Origin of the sequence: Pseudomonas baltica (assembly GCF_014235765.1) — a bacterium.
In the GTDB taxonomy this organism is placed as follows: domain Bacteria; phylum Pseudomonadota; class Gammaproteobacteria; order Pseudomonadales; family Pseudomonadaceae; genus Aquipseudomonas; species Aquipseudomonas baltica.
In genome coordinates, this window is record NZ_JACMYH010000001.1 from 889928 (window position 1) to 914623 (window position 24696).

The 24696-nt window shown below is 54.3% G+C and carries 15 protein-coding genes and 1 other RNA gene; 7 read left to right on the forward strand and 9 right to left on the reverse strand.

Features of this window, described 5'->3' with window-relative positions; genetic code table 11:
- Positions 1-52: 52 nt before the first annotated feature.
- The 4 genes from H7993_RS03935 to H7993_RS03950 all read right to left on the reverse strand — a co-directional run bounded on the left by H7993_RS03935 (position 53) and on the right by H7993_RS03950 (position 5521).
- Positions 53-1087, reverse strand: coding sequence for an NADP-dependent oxidoreductase (locus H7993_RS03935; protein ID WP_185793512.1), 1035 nt, complete (start codon positions 1085-1087; stop codon positions 53-55).
- A 527-nt stretch (positions 1088-1614) separates the two neighbouring features.
- Entirely contained in the window at positions 1615-1941 is a 327-nt protein-coding gene (locus H7993_RS03940) for a YbaB/EbfC family nucleoid-associated protein (RefSeq protein ID WP_122478410.1), read from the reverse strand.
- Positions 1942-2016: 75 nt separating this feature from the next.
- Positions 2017-4359, reverse strand: a complete 2343-nt coding sequence (gene dnaX, locus H7993_RS03945) for a DNA polymerase III subunit gamma/tau (RefSeq protein ID WP_185793513.1) — start codon at positions 4357-4359, stop codon at positions 2017-2019.
- Between the two features lie 187 nt (positions 4360-4546).
- Positions 4547-5521, reverse strand: a complete 975-nt coding sequence (locus H7993_RS03950) for a trypsin-like serine peptidase (protein ID WP_185793514.1) — start codon at positions 5519-5521, stop codon at positions 4547-4549.
- 555 nt (positions 5522-6076) lie between these two features.
- Here H7993_RS03950 and H7993_RS03955 point away from each other — a divergent pair.
- From H7993_RS03955 to H7993_RS03965, 3 genes are all read left to right on the forward strand, one after another.
- A complete protein-coding gene (locus H7993_RS03955) occupies positions 6077-7378 on the forward strand; it encodes a site-specific integrase (RefSeq protein WP_185793515.1) in 1302 nt (433 codons plus the stop codon).
- A gap of 858 nt (positions 7379-8236) precedes the next feature.
- Positions 8237-8650, forward strand: coding sequence for a hypothetical protein (locus H7993_RS03960; protein ID WP_185793516.1), 414 nt, complete (start codon positions 8237-8239; stop codon positions 8648-8650).
- 244 nt (positions 8651-8894) lie between these two features.
- The gene (locus H7993_RS03965) at positions 8895-10385 is read left to right on the forward strand and encodes a helix-turn-helix domain-containing protein (protein ID WP_185793517.1); all 1491 of its coding nucleotides are present in this window, start codon (positions 8895-8897) and stop codon (positions 10383-10385) included.
- Between the two features lie 726 nt (positions 10386-11111).
- Here H7993_RS03965 and H7993_RS03970 read toward each other — a convergent pair.
- A complete protein-coding gene (locus tag H7993_RS03970; RefSeq protein WP_185793518.1) occupies positions 11112-11441 on the reverse strand; it encodes a hypothetical protein in 330 nt (109 codons plus the stop codon).
- Positions 11442-12017: 576 nt separating this feature from the next.
- Between H7993_RS03970 and H7993_RS03975 the strand changes: the two genes are divergently transcribed.
- The 3 genes from H7993_RS03975 (at position 12018) to H7993_RS03985 (ending at position 18490) form a co-directional block, all read left to right on the forward strand.
- The gene (locus H7993_RS03975) at positions 12018-12260 is read left to right on the forward strand and encodes a helix-turn-helix domain-containing protein (protein WP_206682956.1); all 243 of its coding nucleotides are present in this window, start codon (positions 12018-12020) and stop codon (positions 12258-12260) included.
- A gap of 1183 nt (positions 12261-13443) precedes the next feature.
- Positions 13444-14085: a recombinase family protein gene (locus H7993_RS03980; protein ID WP_185793520.1), complete on the forward strand. Its 642-nt coding sequence runs from the start codon at positions 13444-13446 to the stop codon at positions 14083-14085.
- Positions 14086-14857: 772 nt separating this feature from the next.
- The gene (locus H7993_RS03985) at positions 14858-18490 is read left to right on the forward strand and encodes an SIR2 family protein (protein ID WP_244646836.1); all 3633 of its coding nucleotides are present in this window, start codon (positions 14858-14860) and stop codon (positions 18488-18490) included.
- Between the two features lie 1046 nt (positions 18491-19536).
- Here H7993_RS03985 and H7993_RS03990 read toward each other — a convergent pair.
- The 3 genes from H7993_RS03990 to ffs all read right to left on the reverse strand — a co-directional run bounded on the left by H7993_RS03990 (position 19537) and on the right by ffs (position 22582).
- Positions 19537-21135: an AAA family ATPase gene (locus H7993_RS03990; protein WP_185793522.1), complete on the reverse strand. Its 1599-nt coding sequence runs from the start codon at positions 21133-21135 to the stop codon at positions 19537-19539.
- A 333-nt stretch (positions 21136-21468) separates the two neighbouring features.
- Positions 21469-21933: a hypothetical protein gene (locus H7993_RS03995; RefSeq protein ID WP_185793523.1), complete on the reverse strand. Its 465-nt coding sequence runs from the start codon at positions 21931-21933 to the stop codon at positions 21469-21471.
- Between the two features lie 552 nt (positions 21934-22485).
- Positions 22486-22582, reverse strand: an RNA gene (ffs, locus tag H7993_RS04000) — signal recognition particle sRNA small type.
- Between the two features lie 225 nt (positions 22583-22807).
- Here ffs and H7993_RS04005 point away from each other — a divergent pair.
- Positions 22808-23290 carry a GNAT family N-acetyltransferase gene (locus H7993_RS04005; RefSeq protein ID WP_185793524.1) on the forward strand — a complete coding sequence of 161 codons (483 nt, stop codon included), beginning with the start codon at positions 22808-22810 and terminating at the stop codon, positions 23288-23290.
- Between the two features lie 171 nt (positions 23291-23461).
- Here H7993_RS04005 and H7993_RS04010 read toward each other — a convergent pair whose 3' ends face one another.
- Positions 23462-24628, reverse strand: a complete 1167-nt coding sequence (locus H7993_RS04010; RefSeq protein ID WP_185793525.1) for a zinc-binding metallopeptidase family protein — start codon at positions 24626-24628, stop codon at positions 23462-23464.
- Between the last annotated feature and the right edge of the window lie 68 nt (positions 24629-24696).

Below are 24696 nucleotides of genomic sequence, written 5' to 3' on the forward strand. Positions count from 1 at the left end.
ACGTAACGACGAGACGCGGTTTATACCCGCGCCTCCGGGTCACGTCAAATGCTCAGGCGTCGGAAACCTTGACCACCAGCTTGCCGAAGTTATGCCCTTGCAGCAGGCCAATGAACGCCTCCGGCGCTCGCTCCAGACCGTCGACCACGTCCTCGCGGAACTTGATCTTGCCGTCACGAACCCACGGCACCATGGCAGAGAAGAATTCTGCATGGCGATCGCCAAAGTCGTCGAACACGATGAAGCCCTGCATGCGGATGCGCTTGGTGAGCAGGGTGCGCGGCAACAGCGCGAAGCGGTCCGGACCCTCTGGCAGGTCGGTGGCGTTGTAGCCGGCGATAAGGCCGCACACCGGAATGCGCGCGCGAGCATTGAGCAACGGCATGACGGCGTCGAAGACTTTGCCGCCAACGTTTTCGAAGTAGATGTCGATGCCCTGGGCGCAGGCTTTGGCCAGGTCGTCGGCGAAGGTTTCGCTTTTGTGATCGACACAGGCATCGAAGCCCAGTTCTTCAACGACGTAGCGGCATTTTTCCGGCCCGCCGGCAATGCCGACGACTTTGAGGCCTTTGATCTTGCCCACCTGCCCCACTACCGATCCGACTGCGCCGGAGGCGGCTGCGACCACCAGGGTTTCGCCTTCCTTGGGCTGGCCGATGTGGGTCAGGCCCATGTAGGCGGTCATGCCGGGCATGCCCAGAACGCCAAGTGCCATTGAGGGGCTGGGGATGCCGGCGGGCAGCGGCGTGAGATTGCTGCCGTCGGAAATGCAGTGGGTCTGCCAGCCGGTCATGCCGACGACCAGGTCACCTTCGCGGAACTTGGGGTGCTTGGAAGTTTGCACGCGGCTGACGGTGCCGCCGGTCATGACCTCGTCGATTTCCACCGGTGCGGCGTAGGACGGTGCGTCGCTCATGCGGCCGCGCATGTAGGGATCCAGGGACAGGTACAGCGTGCGCAGCAGGACTTGCCCGTCTTCGAGATCCGGCAGGGCTTCGCGCTCCAGGCGGAAATTCTCCGGCGTCGGCGCCCCGGTTGGACGGGAAGCGAGAACGAAGCGCTGGTTGAGGGTCAGGTCTTGGGACATTGCGGAGTATTCCTTCAGCAAGTGGCTATAGGAAAAGGACAGCATGGGGTGGCGGGATGTTCAACTGGGTGCTTGGCAAACAGCCGGCGGCGTGGCTTTCGCGGCCGATGACCGCTCCTACGGGGGGATTGGATTGCGCGCGTATCCTGTAGGAGCGGTCTGTGGCCGCGAAGGGGGCACACGATGTGTCTGGTAGACCGCAGTGTAGCTTTCGCGGCCGATGACCGCTCCTACGGGGGGATTGGATTGCGCGCGTATCCTGTAGGAGCGGTCTGTGGCCGCGAAGGGGGCACACGATGTGTCTGGTAGACCGCGGTGTAGCTTTCGCGGCCGATGACCGCTCCTACGGGGGGATTGGATTGCGCGCGTACCCTGTAGGAGCGGTCTGTGGCCGCGAAGGGGGCACACGATGTGTCCGGTAGACCGCGGTGTAGCTTTCGCGGCCGATGACCGCTCCTACGGGGAGGCGCTTCCACTTGGGTCACTCAGATACAAAAATGCCAGGCTTGGGGCCTGGCATTTTTGGGTCAGAACGGCATCTTGAAGCCGGGCGGCAGTTGCATGCCGGAGGTCATGCCGGACATCTTGTCCTTGCTGTTGGCTTCGATCTTGCGCACGGCGTCGTTGACGGCGGCGGCAATCAGATCCTCGAGCACGTCCTTGTCTTCCTGCATCAGGCTGTCGTCCAGGCTCACGCGCTTGACGTCGTGACGACCGGTCATTACCACGCTCACCAGACCTGCGCCCGATTGGCCGGTCACTTCCGCCTTGGCCAACTCTTCCTGCATCTCGGCCATTTTTTCCTGCATCTGCTGGGCCTGCTTCATCAGGCCGGCCATGCCACCTTTCATCATGGGGTTCACCTCAAAGGTCAATGGGTATGACCGCGCAGTGCCGAAGGCGTCCTGCGCGGGCTTGGGTAAGAGCACTTAACGCGTTGGGCCGGCCACCGCCTCGACTGGTTCAATCGTATCGTCGCGAATGATGGCACCGAACTGTTGCAGCATTTGTTGAACGTACGGGTCTTGTTGAATCGACTGTTCGGCATCGGCCTGGCGATTCGCACGCCAGCGCGCGGCGGCCTGCGCCGGGGTTTCCTGTTCCGGGCGGATCAGCTCGATGGTCAGATTGAGCGTGCGCTGATGATACTGGTTCAGCGCATCGTTCAAGCGCCGCTGCTGGGTGCTGTTGAACAGCGCGCTGTGCGCCGGGTCCAGGTGCAGCAGCCAGTCGTCGCCCTCCACGGCGATCAGGGTACAGTTGGCGGCGATGCTGCCAGTCATCCCCGAGATCGGCAGTTTCGGAAACAGCTCGAGCCATTGCAGAGCCAGCCCGCTCGCCGGCTGTGCGGCAGGCAGCACTTCGGGCTCGGCTTCGACAGGCGTGTCGTGGACGGTTTCACTGGCCAGCTCGTCGAGGTAGCTGTAGGCGGCGCCGTCGGTTTCCGGGGCGTAGTAATCTTCGTCCAGCGGCGGCTCGTCGTCGCGGTCCATGCCGGCTGGTGTGTAATCGGCGGGCTCGGCATCGTCGGCAGGCGGGGCTGTCTGGGTTTCCGGGGCGTCCGGCACGGCACTGGCAGGCGTGGGCGCCGGCATTGGAGTCAATGCGGGCTGCTCGGCGACGACGTCCAGGATCGGTTCCTGGGTGGGCGCAGTTGCGGGCGCGACCGGGTCGTTCCAGGGCAGATCGATAACGGGATCAGGGGCTGCCTGGGAATGCGCGGGGGATTCTTCGCGGCCGGTGACCGCTCCTACGGGGGGATTCGAGGGCGCGGGCATCTCGTAGGAGCGGTCCGTGGCCGCGAACGGCGCGTCGCGGTCTGTCTGGGTATCCGCGGTGGGGCCTTCGCGGCCGCTGACCGCTCCTACGGGGGGATTCGAGGGCGCGGGCATCTCGTAGGAGCGGTCCGTGGCCGCGAACGGCGCGACGCGGTCTGCCTGGGTATCCGCAACAGGGCCTTCGCGGCCGCTGACCGCTCCTACGGGGGGATTCGAGGGTGCGGGCATCTCGTAGGAGCGGTCCGTGGCCGCGAAAGGCGCGACGCGGTCTGCCTGGGTATCCGCAACAGGGCCTTCGCGGCCGCTGACGGCTCCTACGGGGGTTGGAGCTGCCACGGAGTGGGTGGAATCAACTGTGGCCGCGCTGATCCCCACTGTCTTTAGCGGTTGACTGGGCCCATCGCTGCTGCCTGCGGGGCGGAAAGCGAGCATGCGCAGCAGCACCATCTCGAAACCGCCACGCAGCTCCGGGGCCAGTGGCAGGTCGCGGCGGCCGATCAAGCCCATCTGATAATAGAACTGCACGTCTTCGGCCGGCAGCGCCTGCGCCAGCGCCAGCACCCGTTCGCGATCACCCTGGCCATTGTCTACCGCCTCGGGCAGCGCCTGGGCGATGGCCACGCGGTGCAGCACGTTGAGAATTTCAGCCAGCACGCCATTCCAGTCCGGCCCCTGCTCCGCCAGATGGCGCACGGCCTCGAGCACACCGCGGGCGTCACCTTCGAGCAATGCCTCCAACACGCCGTAAACCTGACCGTGGTCCAGTGTACCCAGCATCGCCCGAACATCGGCTGCCAGCACCTTGCCTTCGCCAAAGGCAATGGCCTGGTCGGTCAGGCTCATGGCGTCGCGCATGGAGCCATCGGCGGCGCGGCCGAGCAACCACAGCGCGTCGTCCTCGAAGGGTACGTTCTCGACACCCAGCACATGGCTCAAGTGCTCGACCACCCGCTCCGGCGTCATGTTCTTCAAAGAAAACTGCAGGCAGCGCGACAGAATGGTCGCTGGCAACTTCTGCGGATCGGTGGTGGCCAGAATGAATTTGACGTAGGGCGGCGGCTCTTCCAGCGTCTTCAGCAACGCGTTGAACGAGTGCGTGGACAGCATGTGCACTTCGTCGATCAGGTAAACCTTGAAGCGCCCACGGCTGGGGGCGTACTGCACGTTGTCGAGCAGCTCGCGGGTGTCTTCGACCTTGGTGCGGCTGGCGGCATCGATCTCGATCAGATCGACGAAGCGACCCTCGTCGATCTCGCGGCAGACCGAACACTCACCGCACGGCGTTGACGTGATGCCCGTCTCGCAGTTGAGGCACTTGGCGATGATCCGCGCGATGGTGGTCTTGCCCACGCCCCGAGTGCCGGTGAACAGGTAGGCGTGATGCAGCCGCTGGTTGTCCAGCGCATTGATCAATGCCTTGAGCACATGGGTCTGGCCGACCATTTCGCGGAACGAGCGCGGACGCCATTTACGTGCAAGAACCTGATAACTCATCGAAAACCGTCGCGACATGAAAGCGGAAGACCGCCAATGCTAATGGAGCAGCACCGAAATTGCATCCGTGCCCTGCTCTATTACATGCTTCACTGGAAAACCGGGCGCTGTGCATGCCTGCGCTGGCATCGTTGCAGACCGTACCTACCAAGGCAGCTAACATTGATATCTGCTACGCAAACTTTCATCAGGGCAAGGGAAAGTCAGCTTCCGCAGCGGCGACCTGGGCAGGGTAAATGCTTGGGCGAAGCCTGGTATGGTCACCCCCGTGCACCACACCGACTACGCCTTGGCCGACAATGATAGGCCCACCGCTATGGCCACCCGTCACTCCGCAATTGGAAGCGCCCAAGCTACCAGCTTCAGCATTCCTCCCACCGACCCCATAGGGCAGGTTGTCTAGCGCGGTCTTGCAATAGTACTGGCTCTGCCCTCCGTATTGCGCCGAGGGATAGCCGACCGTCAAAGCGTTCGGAAAACTCTCGCTCTCGGAGACGACAGGTTGCAGCGCGCTGCCCACCACTTCCTGCAGTCGGCGACCCTCCCCATTGGGATGCACAGACGCCACTGACAAGTCGAACTGCGAACCGATGATGATTATCGGGTTTTGCGCCACATTCTCGCTCACATAGGCGCGACTGACAGGCCACATTCCGTAAGGCGCCATCTCAGCAACATTTCGACCTGGCGACCCATCGTAGGCCGGCACGAACAGCATGTGCCGCGAAAAGGTTTCACCTCCTGGATTCGGAAAAATCGTGCAGTGGGCCGCCGTTATGATGAGGCTACGCGTGCTGGATTGAAGGACGGACGCCGAGCAATGCGTATCCGCGTTCATCCTGGCATTGTGATAGAACAAAATGCCCGTTACCCGCGACTCCATATTGTTGACATAAGGACTGCCCATCTTGAGGTAACCCTTGTCATCTCCCCCCAGCGGCGGCTCGAAAGGAGTGAGATCGGCAGGATCCTGGATGTGCGCGGCACTGCGCATGCGCTCGGGCGTCCAATAACGCAGTACCTGTTCGGGATCCTGTTTCGTGCTGCCCACGGCGGGCAACTCGACTGTGCGGCTTATGTTGGCACAGGAACTACTGGCCAATATCAGCAAGAGCAAAGCGCTTTTGCGCGATGGAAGATCGAGCGAACGAAGCAAAATCATGATGCAATTCCCCCGTGATGACTTTCAACTAGGGTAGAAGCTGTATCGGAAAACGAATGAACCACACCGAGCATGAGGTCGCCGGTCGGTGGCAGATTGGCGCCCTTGAATCACGCCAAGCGCCTGATATGGAATGCATTGCGAGGGTGAGCTGAATACGACCTTTCACAGACCCGAACAAGTATATTTCTGTTCAGATGAACGGAGTGCCGAAACAAGAATTCAGACTTTGAAAAATGAGGGCGGGCGCGATTGAGTTACAGCTGAAGGGTGCATTGCGAGGTTGCGGATGAATCGAGGGATGCTGCGGAAACAGGTGGCAACCCTACCAGCCACACCCCGGCACACAATGTTCCCGCTGTGGCTGCTTCCTTCCGGATCTGACCAGGTCGCATGCAAGCATGCTCGGGTATCGTTGCAGACCTTATGGAATAAGGGTTTCAGGCCGATAAGGTTGCCAGATTTCTGCCGTGCGGAAGTGTTGCACGGGCGCTCAAAAACGAGAGGTGTGGCCAGCATTGTTCCACTTAGCTGTTCCACTTTGGTGTTCCACTCATGGCTTACGTCGTACGTCGTCAATCGGTTTACTACCTGAATCTTCGATTGCCCAAGCACTTGTTTCCGCATCGCCACACACTCCGCATAAGCCTCGGCGTGCGAGAGCGTAGGACCGCACTATACCTAGCCGCCTCGCTTGTCCAGCGAGTCCACGCATATTTGAACGAGCACCCCCTAGCGGACCTCGCGACGCTTCAAGCGCTTTGTTACCAGTGGCGCGAGGCAACCCCTACCCCTCTACTTCGGCCCACCTCTACGAGGCGCATAGAGGGCACCACGTATTCCCGTCGCGACAGTCCATCCCTTGCCAACCTCACCAAGCTATATATAGAAGAAGGGAAACGCGGTAGCACATGGCGGGAGGGCAGCCTCGGGGAGGTCGAGCGTGCTTTATCTGATCTGCTCGAATTAATGGGTGACATGCCCGTAGCAACGTTCGACGCTCATCAAGCCCGTCTGTTGAAAGACCGGCTAAGCCGATGTCCCCAGTACTTCGGTCTGCGTCCCGAATTCAAGGGGCGAACGCTCAGAGAGGTGGTCGATTCCGCCGTGAGCTACAAAACCATTACTGCGGTGACTGTAAACAACAGGTTACGCAAGCTTTCAGCTTTCCTGAACTGGTGCAAGTCGAACAGCTACTTAACGGAAAATCCTCTGGCGGGAATGAAGGTGATGGTCGGGTCTGCTAAGGAGGCGCGACTGTCTTTCGATAAGCACGACCTGGTGGCGCTGCTTGACCAAGCATCCCTAGGAAAGGAAGCACGGAAGCACCCATGGCGCTATTGGCTGCCTTTGCTTGGCCGAGCGACTGGTGCACGTTTGGAAGAATTGTGCCAACTGCGTACAGATGACTTCATTGAGCAACAGGGCATCCAATGCATCCGCATTGACGACAGCCGTGAAGACCAGAAGCTCAAGAATGCTAGCAGCCGACGGATTCTCCCGCTGCACCCGGCACTAATCGAGCTGGGGCTATTGAGATACGTCGAGTCAACCAGAGCAACTGGCGCAGATCGCCTCTTCCACGACCTGGTAGCAGTTAGGGGCAAGCTAGGACATGCACCCTCGAAATGGTTCGGTCGCTACAAGCAGGGGATGGGGATCAACAACCCTAGGAAGACCTTCCACAGCTTTCGCCATACGTTGATTGACGATCTACGTGATGCAGGGGTACAGGATTCCCTGATCAAACGAATTGTGGGTCACGAAGACGCCTCGGTAACCTTCAGCATTTATGGGAGTAGGAACCCGCTGAAAGCGATGGTTGACGCCCTCCAGCACATTCATCTACCAGCTTGACCGCCGCCGTGTAAGGCCTAAGCAAATTTGCGTCCTTGCTTGTATAGACAAGTGGGTACTTGGGTACTTGGGTACCTGGGTACCTGGGTACCTGGGTGAATGGTTGTATATACATCTACGCAGTTACGCAGTTACGCAGTTACGCAGGTACGCAGGTACGCAGGTACGCAGGTACGCAGGTACGCGGGTACGCAGGCAGGTAGGTAGGTAGGTAGGTACGCACGCACGTAGGTAGGTAGGTAGGTAGGTAGGTAGGTAGGTACGTAGGTACGTAGGTACGTAGGTACGTAGGTACGTAGGTACGTAGGTACGTAGGCAGGTACGTGCGTGGGCACTCAAGTAACCAAGCGAACAATTAACTACTTAAATACTTAAATAAGCAGTTAACCAAGCAACTAAATACTCAAGTATACAAGCCCAATTAAATCGATAAAACTTTAACTATGGCTGTTGACAATGGCTTTTAAACCTATAAGCTTCTGGTCATCTCCGAAACATTTGCAATGCTCCAAGCAATCCCAGACCTGCATGACAGTTTACGAGCGGACCATTTTCGAAAATCGCTATTCTATTGACCAAGCCTTAATAACAATACAAGCTGCGAACCGAGGCTTTAACCAAATGCAGAAAAACCATTACGACAGATCAGGCTAATCCAAACACTACAGGTCAGCACATGGATTTCATTTCATCATGACAGGCTATCGAGCTAGGTACTGCCGCCCTACTGCAATCAATTAGCACCCACACACTCGGAGACCCGAATAGACAGTCCGCCACTTCCTTAGAGAACCATTAAAACCGCCGCACGCCTTACACAAGCATAATGCTTTGTGAGCACATAAGAGGTATTACTTCATGAAACGTAACACACCATTCCCATCAGCAAATCACAAAGATCACTTCATCTATGAAAACTTGCCTTTTATCAACCCTGAACATGGCAAACTTCATCAAATTGAGTGGGCCACTGTTATAGATACAAGTCAAATTAAGCTGAACGACTACAACATCGATGAGTACATAACCCCTCCACGCTATTATCTCCAGATCACCTCAAATGGTGAGTTGAGAGGTGTGAGCCATGATTACGATGATCATGAGGACTATTTCTCAGTAACTGCGGACGAGTCCGATGTTGTATTTCTCAAACTATTCGCCGACCAACACCCAAAACTCGCACCTACATTGACATCACTACTTATCTATCGCAAAGAGAGAGCAGCCAGATTCATGCAAGAGGTTATTGATGAAAGCAATCGAAAACAGTGAACTACTAATTCAATCTTGTTCAATAAGTCTGAGTTAATTGCTAGCACGGTGCTCAATCGATAGCTGAGCCCCGATACATCAACCGCGATTGACTACAAACAACGAGCATCAGCAATAACTGCAAGAGTGTTGTAAAGTCGTCTCATACCTCACTTCCAGATAAACTTCGTTCTTGCAGTAAATTGTCGAGCCTCAAAACCAGTCAGATCAATCGCCACGGTGCCATTTCAAGTTCGAAAAGCTTATGAAATTCATATACACATTAATTGCACCGCCCGGTGCCGGAAAGACGTCGTGGCTAATCAATCAGCTTGTCAAACCGGATGCTCGACACTCTATACTCGCATTTCCAACCAAAATACTATCAGCCGAAGTACAGAAGCGAATCGAGCAACTGGAATTGAATTTCATTGCCATTGATAGCAATACGGTAGAAGGATCTGTAACAAAAGCTCTGGAGGAAAGACTTCTCATTCGTACACATAAGATTGTTATCTGTACTCACGAATCCCTTCGAATGATAAACCCGGAGGCTTTGTACGAATGGACGCTGTACATAGATGAAGTCCCAACAACTTGGAACTGCTCAACACACAGTTTCACAGAGCTCTCCTATCGCAGAGTTTTTGATAACATCACTGAAGTAACTAAAGTCGGCGACAAGAACAGAGTTACTGCAAAGGAAGATTGCCGAGAACTAATTGAGGGGCTAGCAAGTGGCAATAACTCCGCCCTTACACCTGACGCACGCACCATTCTGAAGGCGCTACTAGATCGCAGGAGTGTCGTTGAGGTTGAAGACCTCGACGCAAAGCTGAAGCGAACCGTAAGAATTGTCGGTATCAAACATTATACTCAGGCATTCGAAGCAGCCGAGAAAGTTCTGGTCATGGGGGCCGAAGTCGGCAAAACGCTGCTTGGAATCACCCTCAAAGGCGCAGGTTGGAGCATCCAACCCGTCGAGGCAGATATCGACTTTGCAGGGTACGGCAATAAGGTAGAAATTCATCCTTTCTTCAGGAACAGGTCTTACTCAAAGAGCGCAGCGCTTATGAAGGGAGGTAAGCTTTATCCAGACTATCAAAAGGATTGTCTGCTTGACGCTTGGCTAAAGGTTGATGTATTTAGAATTATCGGGAATAGAAGAGCGATTCTCGTGGCGCATCAGTGGTGCAGAGCTGAGCTACCAGTTCCTCCACACCAAGACGATAGCAATATAAGATTTATCCCTATCGATAACAGAGGTATTAATGAGTACTCCGAATACACTATTGCTATCTGTTTACAGCACGGAAACATAACCCCGATAGAAGGTAGAAGTTTGCAAACCCTCGCAGGGTTACTGTCTATCACACAGACAATTTCCTCAGACGAGATCAAGAACGCAGTAAAGTATGAAAGATTTTTTGAGTCAACTCTCCAATCGGTCTGCAGAACCGCACTGAGATCAAGAACCAGCCAAAGCAGAATCTTGCTATTTGTGCAAGACTTAGACATCGCAAATTTTCTTGCAGAAAAAATAGGCAATTGCGAAATTAACGAAACCTATGCTGAAGATTACATATCACCCGAATCAGCATTAAGAAAGAAGAGAGAAAATCTGAAGCTGAAAGCGATCACCTTATGGGAGCAAAACTACAGCATAGAGAGTATAGCCAAAGAAGTTGGAAAGACAAGAAGAACAGTGAGTAGCTGGATCAAACCCTACCGACAGATACCGCAGAAAGACGTATAGGAAATTTTCTCTTAGAGTCTCTTTAAGCGATTTCTTCCAGAATCAACAACCAGCATTATCTCATGTCATCAACTCTTAGGGTTATTACTTGTGACGCTACCGTCACGGATGAATAACTGTGCCTATGGCACCAGGTTAACCCTGTAAGGTTAAAGGGAGAGATGGGCAGCCAAGCCCCTTCCTGCCTTTGATCTTTATTATAAATGGATATCTTGTGGCTTTGGCCACGGCTAGCCAACACAAAAGGGTAAGGTATGACTATGGTCATCAGCGCCTAGCTGGATGAGTTCATTTCGAAAATTCAAAGCAACGTAGGGAGGGGTTTGCCCCCGCCCTCCCCTGGGCTATGTACAGATATACAATGTGCCCAAAGGCACGGCGGTAAACTTTGAGAAGTTGATTATGCGTGACGAAGTCCGTCACAAGACATAAGATAGATAAGAAATATGTTTTCTATGACCTTGCCACGTTCCGCTTGTCACTGCTGCTTTGAGATAGAAGTTATTGTACCCAGTCCGGAGCAAGACATCCGTCCCTTCCACACCTACCAACCGATGCAGAGAGATTAAGCAGTTATATGTTACGTTGGCAAGCATGCCATGGCTCAGTCCATCGTAAGACATTAGTGCCGCATCATGTGAACATATACTGCTTACCTTTGAGAACTTGAGCGTGCCTGTGCTCTACCTCCGCAGGTCACAGGGCAGGCGCTCTCATTGAACAGGATTAGCTTACAGCGACCGTTGGCTCAAGGGGTGACCCTTTAACTTCTTGCTGCTGGTCCATTGCGGGACGATGCTTTTGGTTTTGCTTGCCTTCGGCAGTTAGGGCTGGTCGGACTATCGTTCCAGACGGAGCGGGGATGATCATGACGAAAGGTTCGTTCTGATCATCAACAAGTGCCCATTTACTCCCTTCAGCATCAAATGGCACTAGCTGGATTTTCGCACCGTAGAACTTGCCTCCTGGCCGGGTTGTTGACCACATCCTGGATGCGTCAGCGACAGCTTCAGCCACCCGCTCGGGAGTAATTTCACCTTCAATCTTCAGTTTCATGCTGCGAGTTCCTCAGTGTCTGATAACTGGTGCTATTTGCCTCTTCCGAGCCCTGTCTCTGCATCGAACCTATCGATACGAAGATCTGCTATGGCGGAACAGCCACCCTTTTGCTAGTCGATCACTGCACTTGCCGACGGTCGTATCCCTTCGCAGTCATGCATGCCAAGTACACCTGCTGCTGCTTGGACTTGATATTGGCACCTTCCATGATCGTGCCTCTGTACTCCCAGTCCGCCATCTGCACGTTGGATGTCTGGACTCCACAAGCTGCGTCGTCTTGGGAAAATTCTCGTTGCGTGCTGCCATCCTTGAAGAACTGGTACCGAGGTTGAGCACAACCGGCTACAAGAAGCACAACACCTGCCACCACCAAACCCTTCGATCTGACCTTCACCCGTACCTCTCCTATGCCTCACGCCCGCTCTCCGAGCGGTTCGATGATGATGGAGGCGTGTTCTGTCCCACCTCCAGGGAAGGCAATCATGCCACGAACAATGAGATATTCACAGTATACTGTGAAGACTCGGCTTGCCGATCCATCGACAGTGCACCCTCACGTAGAGGATGTACGGTTTGGACGAAGGGTTGGCATTTGGGAAGGTTCTCCGCGATCGCAGGAAAAGCGCATGTCTCACACAAGAGCAATTGGCGCTTGAAGCTGGTGTGCAACGCAACTACATCAGTCTGATCGAGAGGGGCGTGCACCAACCGACCCTGCCCATGATCTTCAAGCTGGCGGCAGCGTTGAAATGCCAGCCCTCTGCACTTGTAGTAGACGTAGAAGCCCTGGTGAACCGCACGATCGGTCCATCCTGATCTAGTTAGCAGGTGCAAAAAAACTAATCGCTTATCCAATTCGCCGCCATAAATCGATGATCGTAGTGGCAACGTGAAGCACACCATAGCCTCTGTTTTGCTGGGATACAGCGGTGGGGAGTCAAGCCGGTTACCACACAGAAAGCTTGTCGACGGAAATTCAGCACCGTAGTCCGTCTTCGGTCTTCCCAGGCCTCACCATTGCTCATCAGGATCTATGCTATCTGACAGCACGAGAGCTGCTCTATGGTGCAGCCACGATCTGGCTGAACTCTGGGGTTGGACGAGAGCCTGGGTCAGCTTGTTGGACTATACGTGTACAAGCTTCGCCGCAGCACGGAGCACGGAGCACGGAGCAGACTGGACCTGAACCGACACTGTCAAGGAGACTACTATGGACTTTCAAGTACCTCACACCCCCGCATTACTTCAGCTAGCAAGCGAAGGGAAGCCTCTCCCCCTCCACGGCGAATGTCTCTTTCTCGTTCAGACACTGCTCAGGGCTGGTTATGTACGAGCCAAGATAGTGCCGAGCGAAGACGCTACAGAGTTGGTATGTGTTCTGACTCCTGAGGGAGATGCCTTTTTGAAATGGATCAGTGAGTAGAGCGCTCGACTGTCCGAAGTTTGCCCACCTGGACTTCTGAAATCTCGCACGACCTAGACTGCACGGCATGGCATGGGTAGCAAGACCCTCATCCATTGGATAGCGCAATGAAACCAATGCAGAAGCCGAATGCGGCCGCCCCGATGAATAAGCACGCAATGAGCACCTTATGGAAAGGTCCTAACGTCGATTTCTCACAATAGGCTGGACCGACGCGTCTTGCGAGAGCCCCACAGCTTGGGCAAGCGAGGGCGGTGTCGCTGACTTGCTTTCTACACTCGTAACAATCAATCAATGCCATCACCGCTGCTCCGTTCATAGTCATGATCGGCAGATTGCCACCGCAGCAACTGCACACGCAATGGACGCTTAGCAAAGCTACCCAACTTGAAAAGTCTCTATTTTGTGAGATTTGTCAACTGGTTTTGTTGGGCCAGGAAGTAAGCCTATCAAAGGACTAGACCTAATCGGTAGCTGCCCAACTAGTACCTAATCGGTCTCAGATAACCATTGCAGATAGACATATGAGCGAATTATCATATAGCTATCCAAAACCACGTCAAAGGATAGAAACCCATGGATGCCCATCTCTACTTACGAGCATCGACAAAAGACCAAGATGCCAACCGGGCAAAGGCAGCCTTGGAGCAATTTGCCGCTGAAAAGGGACTGAGCATCATCGGCGTGTACGCGGAGAACATCAGCGGGACGAAACTCAACCGACCTCAGTTGATAGCTCTGCTCAACGCTGCTGCCTCGGGCGAAGTTCTATTAGTCGAGTCTGTTGACCGCCTGAGCCGTCTTTCGCAGACCGACTGGGACACTTTGAAGGCAACTATCAAGGCCAAAGGCCTGCGCCTAATTGTGGCTGACTTGCCCACCAGCCATGTGCTCCTTCAGGACAGAGGGACCACAGGCCAAATAATGGATGTGATCAACGGAATGCTTATCGACCTGATGGCAACCATGAGCCGCCTGGACCAAGAGAAGCGTATTGAACGTATCCGCCAAGGTCTGCAAAACAAACGTAATGCTGAGCCTGAATGGAGGCCCACCGGGAAAGGGAGGAACGTAGCTAAGTGGGAAGCCGTTCAGCGGCTGATGGAGAAGCATCCGAAGATGTCTGCGGATGAGGTCGCGATTCTGGCCAAATGCGGCGTAGCCACCGTGTACCGTATCAGACGAGAGCTGAGTTTGGCGCAACGCACACCCGCATAAAAAGAAGGATCCTCATAACATCAACCATTGAGGGACTATGGTGCGTGCCTGGCAACGATGCGTAAACATCTGTGGACCCTTGGATATTTGAGAATCGTGGTTGTCAGCGATCTAGTAGCCCCAAAAGGGGTTAGGGAGGCCGCCACACTAAGTTGAAGAAGGCCACCCCGCCAGAGCATGACCACACCATATTTTGGTCCGATTCTTACTATCGCTTCCAAAGGCCCAAAAAGCGTCAACCCGAAGTTTCACGGCCTGGCGATGTTGATGCGTCCTGCGACACCCTCAAGCAAATATCCAGCTGGGATATAAGGAAATCCGAATGCCATCTTCGTTCGGAGAAATTCTCTAGACCCAACATCGGCGATGATCGAAGATCTCCCACGGCACCTACGACATACCTAACAAGCCGTTAGCGACCATTCGGAGGTGCGAATGCCCGTGGCAAATCTGCACCTGCCGATACTTTTTGCGATGGAGACGGCGGGCACTGTCGATACACTCACTGTGCAATGCGGTATCTGTGGACCTACCGTCGACGGCATACTGGTCGATCCAACAATACAACCTTAAACAGCAGTGAGAAATTCAGCCTATGAGATTCCATCCCGATGGCCCCTCGATACCAGATACCCTTTTGGAGCGCTGTGACGCTGGCCGCGTCGTGTTTCTGTGCGGTGCTGGAGTTTCGTTACCATCTGGAATGCCTACTTTCGTCGGCCTTACTAGGCACGTTATAGAATTCTTTGAACCGCCAGCCGACTCAGACATCATGGTCGCGTTTCGGCCATGGCTGGAGGGCCAGTCTGCAGCGAATGTCCCGCTCGACCAAATTTTCAACCTCCTCCACCTTGAGTACGGCAAGGATGAAGTTAACGCTCTGGTCACAGAGCGACTGAGTGCCGCTCTGCCAATTAAAGATGCTGGACGTGAGCACGATCTGATCAAACGGATTTCTTCGAGTCAGAGCGGCGTGCCACAAATTGTCACGACGAACTTCGACCGGTTGTTCGAGGCAGGACAAACGGGAGGGAGTCTTGCCTGGCATGTGCCACCTGCTTTTCCTGATCTGAACTTCGGATCGACGATAGAAGGGATCACGTATCTTCACGGGCGACTGGTAGGTCCAGCCTCCGAAACTCATCCCTACGTGCTGAGCAGTGCGGACTTCGGACGTGCTTACCTCTCAGAAGGATGGGCCACCAATTTCATCAGGCACCTCCTCGAACGTCATACCGTCGTTTTAGTTGGGTATAAGGCGGAAGACCCTCCCGTCAAATATCTTCTTCAGGGCCTCAACCATGACGGCCAGTATGATCGGTCACGACTCTATGCTTTTGACCGTGGGCTTCCTGAGGACATCGAAGCCAAATGGCGTGACCGAGGGGTTACAGCCATAGCCTATTCCGATCACTCGGACCTATGGACGAGCATGGAAGCTTGGGCAGAACGGGCCGATGACCCGCGCAGGTGGCGTGCATCCACAATCGCGCAAAGCCACCGGGACCCCAAGATTCTTACCCCTCATGAGCGTGGCCAAGTTGCTCATGTCCTTCGCTCGGTTCAGGGAGCGAGATTGTTCGCGGAAGCTGTTCCGGCGCCTCACCCTGAATGGTTATGTGTGATGGATGCGTATGTTCGGTCCGACAAACCAAGTCGCGGCCATGGCGCGGATGCAGAGGGCTTTGACCCTATGGGCGCTTACGGTCTTGATGACGATCTGGGCGATATATCTGAGGATGACCGTAGACAAGGTGTCAGCAACGACAATCTCTTAGTCTGGCGCGACGGAGACGACTATCCGCATGAGTTTCATCGGTTGGGTGGGCGACAGGCAGAAGGTTTCGAGGCGACGCCGACTAGGCTAGGCCACCTTATCTCGTGGATCAGTAAGGCCATCGAAAGCCCTGTGCTTGCCTGGTGGACCATTCGTCAGAGCGGTCTCCATCCACGACTTCTGCAGCAGATCGAGTGGCAATTGGATCATTCGAAGGTTCTTAACGATCGAGCTCGTCATATCTGGAATCTCATCCTTGAATACCATCGAGATCCTCGCACTCGTCAATGGAGTGGCGAATGGTTTGGCTTGATGGCACGAATTGATACAGAGGGATGGACGGCTGTTGTACTGAGAGAGTTTCGGAAAATTGGGACACCGCGATTGGATATCAAGCGATCATTCGGCTTGGGGCAGACGAGGCCTCCGTTGTTATCTTGGGAGGACATTCGCCTCGGCGATCTCGGACAGTTCGAAGTAAGGTTCCTAGATAAGCACAACGAAAAATTAGACATCCCCGACGAACTACTACCACAGGTATTTGGCATCCTGCAGGAACAACTTGCGGTTGCCTCAGGGCTATTAGGGGATATCGGAACCACCTACTTTCGTACACCCACATGCTATCCGAAACGGCAGGTCGACGGGAAAGCTTACATCACGAATACTTCGCAGGCCGTGGCTTGGTTTGTGCAGCTTTTTGACCAGATGACCAGTAGATGGCCAGAACTGGCAAAGGCACACGCAACGACTTGGCCAGCCACGGAGCGATTTTTCTTCCGAAAACTCAAACTCTATGCTTACAGTAAAGTAAACCTCTTCGAGGCCGACTCGGTTGCCGAGCAACTCTTGTTCTTAGATCAGGAGGTATTCTGGGACATCAATGTGGCCCGAGAGCTTCTTTTCCTGCTCGTGGACCGATGGGGAGAATTCTCTCAGGACAGCCAGAGTCAACTCACCAACCGCATCTTGACGGGCCCCGATCAGCCGTCTCACTGGTCTGATGAAGAGTTCCATAAGCTGCGGGTTAACATAGCCGCCAAATACGCCCGGTATCTCGAACTACAGGGTTGTGAACTCACGGCAGCTTGCAGTGAGCGGCTAGCCGAGATGATCGGAGGTATTTTTGGTTGGAGCGACGCTTGGGCGAACTCGACGGTGGTCGAACGGGGCATTCATACGGGCTGGGTCGGTACGGATGAGAAACCAGATGCAGTTTTGGACCTTCCCGTTAACTTGGTAGTCTCCAGGGCAAAGGAAGAACTGAACCGTGATTTTGGTAGCTTGACCGAGAACCGGCCTTTCACTGGTTTGGTGAAAGCCAATCCGCGCAAAGCGTTGTCTGCTCTGACAATTGCAGGAAAAGATGACGACTACCCAGAGGCGTTCTGGTCGTCCATGATCAATGAACTTCCTGAAGACATTACGCCCAGGTTGAGACGGGTATTCTTGAACCGACTAGCGCGACTACCACATGAAGTGATCGCCAAGCTGAGCCTTACCATGAGCCAATGGCTCGAAAAGAACCTGGTCGCAGTCCTTGCGTTTGATGATGATCTCGGCTGGGCAGTCTACGATCATATCGTTGATGGCATCCTGAGCGGTGCGGTAGAGGCCGCGAAAAGCGGTCTTGGCGAAATGCGCCAAGGTGGAAAGCTCATTGAGCAGTCCAGGCGTACATATATGCATGCAATCAACAGCCCTGTCGGCATGTGCACTAACGCCCTTTTCCACGCAGTGCCCGGAGAGAAACAGAAGGCATGCTCAACAATCCCAGATCACATCAAGTCTCGTGTCGAACGCCTCTTTGCGGCGCCAGGTGAGGGATCAGATCATGCCGTGTCAATAGCGAGCAATAAGTTGAACTGGCTCATGTTCGTAGACCCAGCCTGGTCCGGGAATCACCTTATTCCAATGTTGGTGTTCGAGCATCCGGCTTCGGAACCAGCATGGAACGGGTTTCTTAGTAGCGGGAGCGTTCCTTTGCCGCCGTTGCTAGAGATCATCAAACCGCTCCTGCTTGACCTATTCCCGTGGATCGAAGGATTTTCATGGGATCGCGATCTTTTAAGTGTAGCCGCCGCATGGCTGGGCTTCATGCGCATGTTTTACCAGGATGAGCCGAGTGGTCTTGTAAAAGGCGAAATGCGTTCTGTTTTTCGAGCAATGTCTGATGATATCCGGAGCAGGTTCATTTCCTGGTTAGGCCAGTTCGGACAGGAAAACGAGAGTGGCTGGACCAGACACGTCATTCCCTTAATCAACGAGGAGTGGCCGAGAGAACGCCGATACAGGACCTCCGCATCGATGAGAGCCTGGATAAACCTACTTGATGACACCGGCGATAGTTTCCCCGCGGTATATGAAGCGGTAAAGAAATTCTTGGTACCGGTGGAGACAAATGAGTATCCATTCTATCGATTTACTCGAGAGCTGAACGATCAAAAGCCGATTACCGTTTTGTTCCCTGAAGCAACGCTAGATTTGATGAATAGAGTAACGCCGCAGATTCTTACCCGTCCGCCATATGAGTTACCGAAGGTGCTAGCTCTGATATTAGAAACCGAGCCTAGCCTGATGTCAGACTCGCGCTATTTACGCCTTATAGATCTTGTTGAGCGGAGCTAGATCTTGATATGCCTGACTGAGAGCTCAGCGAGTTTTGCCTGAAATCCAGGCCAACCGATCACTTGGCTCGGCTATCAGCGATCCCATACGGGGGGCTGCTTTGGATGGGAGGCTGCCGAACGCCATTTAGTATAGTAAACTGAATGGCGCCGGTCTGTAGCGCCGCGGCGTAAGAGAACGCAGCTAACACGATGTGATCGAATTAATGGCAAATAGACAGGCGCGGATGGACAAGGCACACTCCCCTGAGCCAAACAGCTCGAAAGGATAATATAATGCCTTCTGAACCTAATTTCCACGGAAGGAACTGTAATAGACTCACACAGATATCTGTAAGCTAGCGGGCGAGACCATGAGAGTGAATGGGAAGATCCGTGAGCCCTTTCTGGTACGTAGATCCTACCCTACTGCACATGAGGATTTATTAGTGCAATAGGCGTCACCACTTGAAGTGCTCTGACGTGCGTCCGCCAGCGCCCTTAACATAAATATTCTGCCGTGAGAGCTGCGAAAGACAGGATTGCATACAGCTGTCGACCATAGGACCTACGACAAATAGCAGGACCATACACGGGTGGCGCAAATTCCTACCCGACTGGTAATTAGCGGTGATTTTCATCGCGGCTTGCGTGACGTTGAACGAAGCAGCGGAGACAGTCGTACGCATCTATTCGGTTCAAGACTGCGAGACAGGTTCAATAAGCTATCTACAAAGGCCTTGCAGGCGGAAGCACGCGATCAATTACACACTATATGCGTGATCGTCTACGCAGCGGGTGTATGGCGGAGCGGCTACGACGATCAAGAACAGTCTCCTGTCAAAGCCAAGTCTACCTGTGAAATTCAAAACCTTACGCCAGACACGGTCTTGACACGTCGAGAATGGCATCCGTAGATTGAGACGATCCGGCAGTGCTGGCCAAACCTCCGACCCGTTCTGCAGGTTACAAATCAAATTAATCAGCCTAGGGCTCCAACTTTTCCAGCAATTTTCTTAGTTTGATTTGGATATCGGATCCAACGTGCAACCCTTTGAAAAATCAGAGTTAGCCTGTATTGAATATGTCCTCGCGTAGTTTTTCATAGACTACCATCCCGGGTTTGACCAGCTTCGATAAAGTGTTTCGCGCGAATGCCAGTGCATCGTTTCCAGCCTGCGTTAGAGAAAGAATTTTCTTTGCCGAATTGTATATGCTGCCCGCAGCCTTCTTAACGTCATCTGCAGAATGCCCTTGGCTTACTACGCTCTCGATCGCTCTAGCTTTCGCCGCAATCAAGTCTGCGGCCATTCCTGGTTTCCCTTGGGACTCACAAAGGGCGATTAATACCTCGTCGTCATAGAGATAAGCCTCGAGGTGCCGGAGACTTAAGACACGTATACCTTTGCTTTTGAATTCCGCAACGTCATCTGGAGCATGATCGTCCAAGTCAATCAGGCGGTTTATTTGGATGCCAGGGGCGAGTTTTGGTAAAACTGTGGCAAGTCCGATGAAATCATTCTGCACTTCCTTCGAGTTCCCCGCAGAAATGAACATAGTGTCGGGCATCTCATCATTGAAGATCGAATTATAGATCCGAGCGTCATGGTCGGTATTTTTTCCAGCTATCATACCCTTTGGGTTGCCTTCACAGATGACGACTAGCTTGGGCGCGACAAGTGCAGTGAGATCGTCGAGGGCAACATGCATTACCCCTTCCCAAAAGGCACGTGTGGGCCTGCTCGGAGTCAATGTAATAGCTTGGTCAAAATCGTGACCACTAAAATCTACGAACGCGACCGAAGAAGGGGCAGCGTCGTACATCTCGCGTGCTTTTCGCATCATCCCGATAGAGTGGGACGCGATCCAGAGCTGGGAGTTATCAGGGAGCAGATTGATGAGCTCTTGGAGCAATGCACCCTGCAACCGCGTATTCATGTGGATTTCTGGTTCGTCTATGCAATACACAGCATCTACATAGCTGCGACGTTTGACGACTAGATCAAGAATCATGTCAAAAGAGGCCTTTTCACCCCCAGAAAGATTCTTGTAGTCGAAGCCCGTCGAGGTACCTTTACTGAACTGGAACGACCCGTCTGCAAGAGGATTACCAATGCCGGTAAAGGTTAAATCGGGGAACAATCGCTTGAACGGCTTTTGTACTTCTCCAATCAACTTCTCGCGATAATCTCCCATAGTCGTAGCAGATGACTCGTTGACGAATATGTCCTCCATCGCCTGCGAGGCAAGGCGCTGGTAGTTGACACTTACCGTAGCGTCCGGCTCAATTAGCCGTGCCAGATTTAGGCTTGCGAGCACGGGTCCCTGTCGTTGGAGAGAGTAGATAGAAAACTCATGGTCGCTCCTATACGCACTGCGTACGTAAAGGTTTCCCTGACTGAATCCATTGCCGGAGTCGGTGGTTAGCGAGATCCTGGAATGTAAGTTAACGAGCTCTTCCTGAGGCCGATTGTAGTATTTAGCGTCCTCGGTCCAACCGTATTGACTATCTATTCGATACTTTAGCAGTAAAGCATCGAAGAGAGACGACTTGCCTGAACCGTTTGGCCCAGTCAAAACCACTAATTTGGCGGTTGACGGAATCTCAGTAATAGTTAGATCACAAAATTTCCGGAAATTTCTTACTCTGATGTCGAGCAGACGCATAGTGCCCTCTAAGTATCCAGTACTGATTCTCGACGCATTGATTGAGCAACTATGGGCAGATGGGCACGTCCGATCTCTCGCCTTGCGCAACCGCGACCTGAGTTATTATCTCTCGCTTGCTTAGGCTAAGCACGCATTTTTTTCCTATACTAGTTATAGCTACCATAAGCACAACCTTGCATAGCAGAGCTGCAGTCGATAACTGCAATTGACGAAGTAGGCTTGATAGTGGCCATCCCAGTCGACAGGTACAAATTTTTGGTGATACCGGAATCGAGCAAGGCCGAGTTGATCCCTAACTAGCTGTTCCCAAGTAGGAGCGGCGCGGTCAGATCAGACGCCATCGTTACAGTTAACGTGGTGATTAATGGAAATAAGTCCGCCCCCCGCAGTTCCTAAGAGACCATGCCGTAGCACTACGCCATCTCTGATCAACATCCAATACATCTTGTTCCCTGTGTATCCGCCGTATGAGTTCTTGGCGTTGATCGTGGCGCAAACAGTATATCCAAACACCGGCTTACGCTGTGCATATATGAACTCTTTGCGGGGTTTGCTAATGCCTTTGAACACCGCAGACTGCGGATCTTTGAGGCTATCACTGGCCCAGTTCTTTACAATTTCTTCATAATTCTGCGGATATTTACCCGCGTCCGCTGAGGCCAGTTCTGCAGCCGTTGGGTCTACCAGCTCGGTCATGCCTGCCGTGGAACTGTAGACAACACCGGCACGATTTTGAGGGGCTGATACGCAGCCCGAAATTGCTAGCGATAGAAGGATTATAGTCGAAAATTTCATTATTCAAGTCCTTTTGAGCTGAACGTGTAGCTGGGGTAACAATGTGCCACTCCGACTGTTAGTCGTCAATTCCATTCAATCCACCGACGCCGTCCCCGAGCCGCCAAGGCGTCTTTTGCCCGCGAAATACGAAGACTGCAATCATGGCTCGAAAAATGCAGAAGTTTCAGCGTAGTGCGAATCTGCTTAGAATATGGTGAGCGAGATGCGCAGTTCTGCCCTCCCCGCATATATGAATGAAAGCTGCGTGCAACATAGGGCTTCGCTCTTGTAGCGCGTTGGCATTTTGCCAGTAGTGCTGACTTCATCTCAATACCAGCGAATCCAACCACCGCACTAGCATGCCGTTCCGAAACCTAAAGGTTAGCCAGGGCAAATCAAAATAACCATGGGCGACCGATCAAGAGTTGAAACAAAGACTTTGGAGGGGGGAGTAAATCCGCTAAAATGCTCGGTATAGTGCGCCACTTAGGTGTACCTAAACGCTGTCACACTTCGAGATTTCTTACTGATAAATCCTTGAAAATTCAAGAATTTAGAGATAGGTGGCAACCCTACCAGCCACACCCCGGCACACAATGTTCCCGCTGTGGCTGCTTCCTTCCGGATCTGACCAGGTTCACGGGTAATCGTTGCGGGGGGACCGGCAGGGTCACCATAACGACACTCGCTTGGTAGCGAGCGGGGGCCATTGTACCGGTCCTGACAGAAGTTACAACCCGTTGCGCGAGATAAAATTTGTAGGGCTGTCAGGGACTTGGCGTGGACTGGTTTGTACGGTACAGCGTAGGCGCGGATTGCTTGCGCGCAAGACAAGCGACAGCCGTGATGTGAATTGGTAACGTCGCAACATGTCCCCTGCCTGGTGCTTGCGATGAATGTTCTGACGCCCTACCCCGACTTGTCGCCTACACAGCTGCAGCAATTGATGGATATCGAGATTCGCCCGGAGCAGAGGCAGTATGCCGGGGATGTGGACATGGCGCTGTATACCTTGCTGGGCTGCACCGATGGTGAGATCCAAGGTTTCGCGCTGCTGGTGGATGAGGTGCCGAAAGGATTTCTGCTGCTCAAGCATGGACGATTCGTGCCGGAATGGGCGCATCCGCAGGCGGCGACCTTGCATGCATTGCAGGTGGATCGGCGCATGCAGGGACGTGGGCTGGGGCGGGCTTGTCTGCAAGGCCTGCCTGATGCAGCGCGCGGTGCGTGGCCTGGGGTGCAACAGCTGGAGTTGTCGGTGGATGCTGACAATGTGGCGGGCATTGGGTTGTACAAGGCGCTGGGGTGGGTGGATCGCGGTGAAGCGTACCGTGGACGGATTGGTTATGAGCGCAGGTTCGTGCTTGCGCTCTAGAGACAGCAGCTCTCTTTGCAGCAGCGCTACCCCGCCTTCGTGGGAGCGGGCCCTGCCCGCGAAAGCGTATGAATGGGCGGTGCACATTTCGGATCAGGCGGTGAATGTGCGGGCCTCTTCGCGGGCAGAGCCCGCTCCCACAGGGGGGGTGTGCGGGCATCGGCCGGTTTGTCACACCTGCAGGACGTCGTCGGCGCGGCCGCCGGCTTCCTGGACGACGACGTGGATGAAGTGCAGCTTGGCGATCACGGCCGGTGGCAGCACGAAGGGGTAGAAGTCGGGCTGGCCCATGGCGCGGGAAAGTTCGTTTAGCATGCCGGCCAGTTCGATCCAGGCGTTGACGAACGCGAGGAATGCCGGGCCGCTGGTGTGGTCCGGGTCGTACAGGGTGGCCAAGGGGAACGGCGTGTAGTCGAGGTCCATTTCCTTGGCGCTCATGCCGAAGCCCAACGCGGTGTCCACCGCGTCCATCATGTGCAGGTAGTGAGCCCAGGTTTCCGCCCAGTCTTCCCATGGGTGCATGGTGGCGTAGGCACTGACGAAGTTCTGTTGCCAATCGGCCGGGGCACCCTGGTCGTAATGGCGCTGCAGCGCGTCGGCGTAGCTTTGGCTTTCATCGCCGAACAGGCGGCGGTAGTCGGCCACCCAGTGAGTGTCGGCGATCAGCCGGTCCCAGTAGTAGTGCCCTACTTCGTGCCGGAAGTGTCCGAGCAGCGTGCGGTACGGTTCGCGCATCTGCACGCGGACCTTTTCCCGGTGGGCGTCGTCGGCTTCCTTGATATCCAGGGTAACCAGGCCATTGGCGTGGCCAGTGGTGGGCGCGTTGCCATTGAGGTCGGTGCCGATGAAGTCGAACGCCAGGCCGGTGGCTTCGTCTTCGGTCTTGGCGATGACCGGCAGGCCGAGGTTGATCAGTTGCGCGATCAGACGGCGCTTGGCTGTTTCAACCTTGCGCCAGTGTTCGGGGTTTTCCGGAATGCTCAGGTCGGGGATGGTCCGGTTCAGGTTGCAGGCGGTGCACAGGGCTGCGGGCCCCTTCTCTGCCGGTACCAGCCAGTTGCAGGCTGCGGGGGTATCGAGGTTGGCGCAGCGGCGGAACAGGCCTGCGTCGGGGGCGGCATGCAGGCGCCAGCTGCCTGCTTCGGGGCCGGCGTCGAGCGTGGACAGCACGTTCTTGGCCGGCCAGAAACCGAGCAAGGCATCACATGCCAGGCACTGGCTGTTGCGGAAGAAGATCGACTGTCCGCAGGTGCATTCCCATACCTTGCTGTGACGGTTTTCCGGTTTGGCGAATGGTGCGGTGATTCGGGTGCTGAGTTGTTCGAAAAAACGATACATGGCGATCTCCGGTGGCCTGCCATGACTAGAGCTTGCCGGCGTGGGAAAGGTTTCATTTGCGGTGGAGG